Source organism: Idiomarina sp. UBA4206 (assembly GCF_002383015.1).
Classification (GTDB): Bacteria; Pseudomonadota; Gammaproteobacteria; order Enterobacterales; family Alteromonadaceae; genus Idiomarina; species Idiomarina abyssalis.
The window spans coordinates 49,040-54,540 of sequence record NZ_DFTS01000043.1 but is presented as its reverse complement, the minus strand read 5'-3'; the positions used below and the strand labels follow the sequence as shown (position 1 = coordinate 54,540).

The window sequence follows — 5,501 nt, the reverse complement described above, 5'->3', positions numbered from 1 at the left end:
CTTATCAGCCATAGCAAAAGCCTCTTGCTGGTCATGAGTTACCAGCAAAGCCGTAATTCCTTCTTCTTTAAGTAAACGCCGGACGTCGTGAGCCAGTACTTCTCTTAATTCTGCATCGAGGCTTGAGAAAGGTTCATCGAGTAACATGAGTTTGGGCTTTGGTGCCAACGCTCTGGCAAGAGCAATACGTTGCTGTTGTCCTCCAGATAACTCATGGGGGTAGCGGTTCTGGTAACCATTAAGACCAATACGGATGAGTAACTCTTTAATGCGCTCATCCTGCTGGTTTTTCGACAACTGATTAATACCAAAGCGAATGTTATCGGCAACGGTTAAGTGCGGAAACAGTGAAAAGTCCTGAAACATCATGCCGACATGACGTTGCTCCGTTGGCCACTGTACTTTGTCGGACGATACCGTCTTGCCATGCAGTTCAATTTTGCCTCCTGAAACAGGAGTGAAACCGGCGATAGCACGCAACAGGGTAGTTTTACCGCAGCCACTGGGACCTAACAGACAGCCAATGTCCCCGGGTTCTAAAGACAGGTTGAGCCTGTCGACAATAAGGTCACCGGAAAGTTGGATACTGACGGTATCGATATTCAGTAGTGTGCTCATTTACTCACCTGTTTTTATCGAATTACTGCGCAAAGCACGGGATAACATAATAACCGGAATAAGACCGACCGCGACAATCATTAAAGCCGGAGGGCCTGCATCGGCAAGCCTTTCGTCGGATGCCATTTCAAATGCCCGCACAGCGATCGTATTAAAATCAAAGGGTCTTAATACCAGGGTTGCCGGCAGCTCTTTCATAACATCCACCAGAACGAGAATAAGAGCGGCTAACAATGGGCTGCGCAGCAGTGGTAAATGTATTCGCCATAAAATACGTTTGCCGCTCGCGCCTAAGGTGCGGGCACTGTCATCCATTTGTGGGGTAATTTGTTCAAGCCCTGAGTTGACGGTTTGTAGTGACACAGAGAGAAAGCGGACACTATAGGCAAACAGCAGCGCTATGACGGTACCGGACAGTAATAACCCGGGGTTAAAGTTAAACAGCCATTCGCTGATAGTGATAATTTGATTATCGAGCCAGGCTAATGGGGACAGTAATCCTACCGCGATAACGATACCCGGAATGGCATAACCCATACCAGCCAGACTGATAGCAGCCCGCAATGGCCGTGTCGGGTGGCGACGCCGGCCATAAGCAAGCCAAAGTGCCAAAGCAACCGTAATTAATGCTGCTAGCAACCCTAACCAGAGCGTATTAAAGGTTAAAACCCAAAACGCACTTTGTTGCCAAATTTCAGATTTTTGTATGGACCACCACAGAAGTTGCGATGCCGGTATGGCGAAGCCAAGAACAACAGGAAGCCAGCAAACTAAGGATGCAACTGCGGCCCGCCAGCCACTTAAAGGGCGGCGCTGAGGTGCTCTGGTGCTTGAGCGTTGCTGATAGAAACGGGCGCGGCGACGAGAGTATCGCTCAACCATAATGAGTATAATGACGAAAACCAGCAAAAGCGCCGATAGTTGCAACGCGCCTTGTGCGTCACCAATACCGTACCAGGTGCGAAAAATTCCCGTTGTAAAGACCGTTATGCCAAAGTACTCCATCGTACCGTAGTCAGCCAGAGTCTCCATTAATGCCAGAGTGACACCGGTTGCAATAGCAGGGCGCGCCAAAGGAAGTGCGACTTTCCAGAAACTTCTTAGTGAACTGGCCCCCAGGGTTCTTGCACTTTCAAACGCTGTGGTGGACTGCTGCATGAAAGCGGCGCGCGTAATAAGGTAGACGTAAGGGTAAAGTACGATACAAAGAACAAAAATGGCACCGCTGAGGCTGCGAATTTCAGGAAACCAGTAGTCGCCAATACTGACAGAAAATATGTCCCGGACCAGCCCTTGTACCGGGCCTGCGTAGTCGAGTAAGCCGGTATAGGTATAGGCGGTAATATAAGCTGGCATGGCTAATGGCAGCAATAATGCCCAACTTGTCCAGCGCCAACCGGGAAAGTCATACTGACTGATGCACCAGGCTGTACTTACGCCTAATAAAGTGACACCAATACCAACGGCAAATAACAAGATCAGGGAGTGACCGATATACTCTGGTATAACGGTTTGCCATAAATGGTATAGGGTGTCCCATTGAGGGTTTAATAACGACAAAGCTACCACAATAAGTGGTAGCCCTATCAACACCGCGACGGCAAACAGCAATAGCGTGCCACGGTTCATTTGCGTATCTCCTGATACAAATTAACGCCAGCCAGCGCGGTTCATCAGACGAACGGCATCGCCGTTATTTTCACCGAGGATATCCATTTCGATATCGTCCTGTTTGAAATCGCCCCACTGTTGAAGTGTCTCGCTCCACTCAACACCTTTGCGAACCGGGTATTCATAGTTGGCCTGAGCGTACCATTTTTGTGATTCTTCAGAGACCAGGAATTCAATCAATTTTTGAGCCTGCTCAACATTTTTCGCATGTTTTGTCACGCCGATACCGGAAACGTTAACATGAGCGCCTTGTTGATCCTGAGCCGGCCAGAATATTTTAACTTTCTTTGCGGCTTCACGTTCTTCCGCGTCATCTGAGTTCAGCATATGGCCAAAGTAGTAAGTATTAGCTACAGCGACATCGCAAACACCAAAGGCTACGCCTTTAATCTGGTCGCGGTCGCCACCTACGGGGTTACGCGCAAAGTTTGCGACAAAATTCTCTGCCCACTTTTCTGTTTTTTCTGCGCCGTGGTGTTCAATCAGTGCTGCCACTAAGGACTGGTTATACAGGTTATTGGAAGAACGAATGCAAATGCGGTCGTTCCACTTGTCATCAGCCAGGCTTAAATAAGACTCTAATTCTTCTGGATTTACACGCTCTGGCGAATAAAAAATAGGACGGGCACGTAAACTGAGCCCGAACCAGAGGTTATCGGAAGAGCGGAAATGAGCAGGAACTGCAGAGTCAATTGTGTCGGAATTTACTGCCTGGAATGCGTTAGCTTCAACCGCACGGTGAAGGGCGCCGGCATCTACAGTTAGAAATAAGTCAGCCGGTGTATTTTCACCTTCTGAGTTAAGGCGGGCAAGCAATGCATCGGCTTTACCTGTTAACAAGTTAACTTCAATACCGGTTTCTTCGGTAAACTTTTCTAAAACGGGTTTGATCAGGGCTTCTTTTCGCGCTGAGTAGATATTAACTTCAGCGGCGGCGCTAGTGAAAGACACCAGTGTCGCAGAAGTCGCGGCAAGCAAGGCTAATAATTTATTTAACTTACGCATTTAAAAGACTCCTTTACGAACTCTATATGGTCGAAACGCGATGATTATATCAAACAAAACAAATAATGATAGCCATTCTCATTTAAAAAATAGTCATCTAAATTCGGTATTTGAGGGTAGTCAAGGTATTAGCTTCTGCTATTCTAAAAATGACTTACTTTCAGCGGAGAATTTATGTCTGACTTATCATTGCTTGCCCTGATTGGTGTGCTGTCCATTTGTTGTCAGTGGTTAGCGTGGCGCATTAAGCTGCCGGCAATACTGCCTTTGCTTATTTGTGGCTTATTGCTGGGACCCACTCTGGGGTTATTGGAGCCGGATGCGTTATTTGAAGATTTGCTCTTTCCTTTTGTCTCTCTGGCGGTAGCCGTTATTTTGTTTGAAGGCAGTCTCACGCTGAAGTTTGAAGAAATTCGCGGGCATGGCCGAATGGTAACCAACCTGGTCAGTATTGGTATGTTGGTTACTTTCGTCGTCATTGCAGTTTTGACGCATTTCATTATGGGTTATGGCTGGGAAATTTCGGCGTTATTTGGTGCGTTAGTTGTGGTAACAGGCCCCACAGTTATTCAACCAATGATACGCTCTATTCGGCCTATCAATAAGCTCGCTAATATTTTGCGCTGGGAAGGGATTATTATTGACCCGCTCGGTGCCTTGCTGGCGGTATTGGTGTATGAATTTATTATCGCCAGTCAGGACGTTGCTTTCCTGCATGCGCTTCAGGCGTTCGCGACAACTGTTGCTCTTGGTTTTGCTTTAGGTTGGGGAGCTGCTCGCTTGTTAGGTCTTGCACTGGGCAGAGGTTGGTTCCCGCATTACTTACAGAATGTTGCAACGCTCACTATCGTATTGGGTGTTTTCGCTCTGTCGAATGCCATACAGCATGAGTCCGGTCTATTAACCGTTACGGTTATGGGTATGGTTATGGCCAATACCCGTAATCTGAATATGGAAGAAATACTGGAGTTTAAAGAAACACTCAGTGTATTGCTGATTTCTGCTCTGTTCATTATTTTGGCTGCACGACTAGATTTCGCTGAATTTGATGCGCTGGGAATGCCCGCGGTTATTCTGCTGGCCATTATTTTGTTTGCAGTAAGACCTTTAGCCGTATGGCTTTCAGCTATAGGAACCGAGCTGAGGTTCAAAGATAAGGTTTTATTATCCTGGATTGCGCCCAGAGGTATTGTCGCGGCCGCTGTTTCGGCGTTATTTGCTTTGAAAATGGAAGAGTCGGGCTGGACTGAAGCCGCGGCGGTTGTTCCTTTAGTTTTCCTGGTAATAATGACAACGGTTGTCTTACAAAGCTTAACGGCGAAGCCATTAGCCCGAATGTTGGGCTTATTAGAGCCCTCAGCCAAAGGTTTTTTGATTTTTGGGGCCAACCAAATGGCTCGGGCAGTTGCTAAAAGTTTACAGGAGAGCGGTATTCCTGTGCGCCTGGCAGACACCAACTGGGAGAATATTAAGCTGGCCCGTATGGACAATTTACCGGTGTACTTTGGTAACCCTGCCTCGGAGCATGCTGCCAATAATATTGATTTGACCGGCCTTGGAAGGCTATTAGTCATGTCTCCCTATAAACAACTTAACCCGCTTGTATCAATGTACTACCAGGACTGGTTTGGCTCTAAGAAAGTGCATGGGCTGAATGGCGGTGAGCAGGATTATCGTGCCAGCCATCAGCTAACGGAAAGCTACCGAAAGACACTCAACTTATTTGGCGAAAGTGTTACCTATTCGAAACTTGCCAGCCTTAACTTTAAAGGGGCGAAAATTAAGTCTACGCCCATTACCGATAGCTTCAGCTTCGCTGATTATCAACAGAAATATGGGACAAGAGCGTTACCGATGTTTGCGCTGGATGACGCAGAAAAGGTTTATATTTTTACCACGGAGCGTGAGTTGATTCCTCAGCCAGGGTGGACTGTAATTGCCATGATTTCAGCGGAGCCTGAAGAAAATGATAGCGAAAAAGGCGGCGAAAAGGGAACAGACTGACGTTGTTGGCTGCCCTCAGTGTGACTGGGTAAGCCAACGAACCGAGCTTTCAAAACGTGAGCATGCTGAGTGCCCACGTTGTGGGTATTTCCTGGAAGGTGCGGCTACCAGGCATCACACCCTGGTGGCTATAGCGGCAGCAGCTTTAGTCTTACTGCTGGCGAGCTTACAGGTCAACTTTATCAGCTATTCGGTCACCGGCT

Annotated in this window: 4 protein-coding genes and 1 pseudogene; 2 read left to right on the top strand and 3 right to left on the bottom strand. The window is 47.5% G+C overall.

Features of this window, described 5'->3' with window-relative positions; translation table 11 throughout:
• From B3180_RS09305 to B3180_RS09295, 3 genes are all read right to left on the bottom strand, one after another.
• Positions 1-618: ABC transporter ATP-binding protein (locus B3180_RS09305; protein WP_286844193.1), on the bottom strand; the 618-nt coding region annotated here is incomplete at its 3' end.
• The gene (locus B3180_RS09300) at positions 619-2,247 is read right to left on the bottom strand and encodes an ABC transporter permease (RefSeq protein WP_286844191.1); all 1,629 of its coding nucleotides are present in this window, start codon (positions 2,245-2,247) and stop codon (positions 619-621) included. It lies immediately after the preceding gene.
• A gap of 21 nt (positions 2,248-2,268) precedes the next feature.
• Positions 2,269-3,294, bottom strand: a complete 1,026-nt coding sequence (locus B3180_RS09295) for a Fe(3+) ABC transporter substrate-binding protein (protein ID WP_278358331.1) — start codon at positions 3,292-3,294, stop codon at positions 2,269-2,271.
• Positions 3,295-3,468: 174 nt separating this feature from the next.
• Between B3180_RS09295 and B3180_RS09290 the strand changes: the two genes are divergently transcribed.
• Both B3180_RS09290 and B3180_RS09285 read left to right on the top strand, forming a co-directional pair.
• A complete protein-coding gene (locus tag B3180_RS09290) occupies positions 3,469-5,298 on the top strand; it encodes a cation:proton antiporter (RefSeq protein ID WP_054486894.1) in 1,830 nt (609 codons plus the stop codon).
• Positions 5,261-5,501: pseudogene (locus tag B3180_RS09285) on the top strand (hypothetical protein); the annotation flags it as partial. The gene B3180_RS09290 and the pseudogene B3180_RS09285, both read left to right, overlap by 38 nt.

Excerpts from the sequence above, each read along its gene's own strand:
- B3180_RS09300 (WP_286844191.1), bottom strand. The coding sequence starts at position 2,247 with ATGAACCGTGGCACGCTATTGCTGTTTGCCGTCGCGGTGTTGATAGGG.
- B3180_RS09295 (WP_278358331.1), bottom strand. The coding sequence starts at position 3,294 with ATGCGTAAGTTAAATAAATTATTAGCCTTGCTTGCCGCGACTTCTGCG.
- B3180_RS09290 (WP_054486894.1), top strand. The coding sequence starts at position 3,469 with ATGTCTGACTTATCATTGCTTGCCCTGATTGGTGTGCTGTCCATTTGT.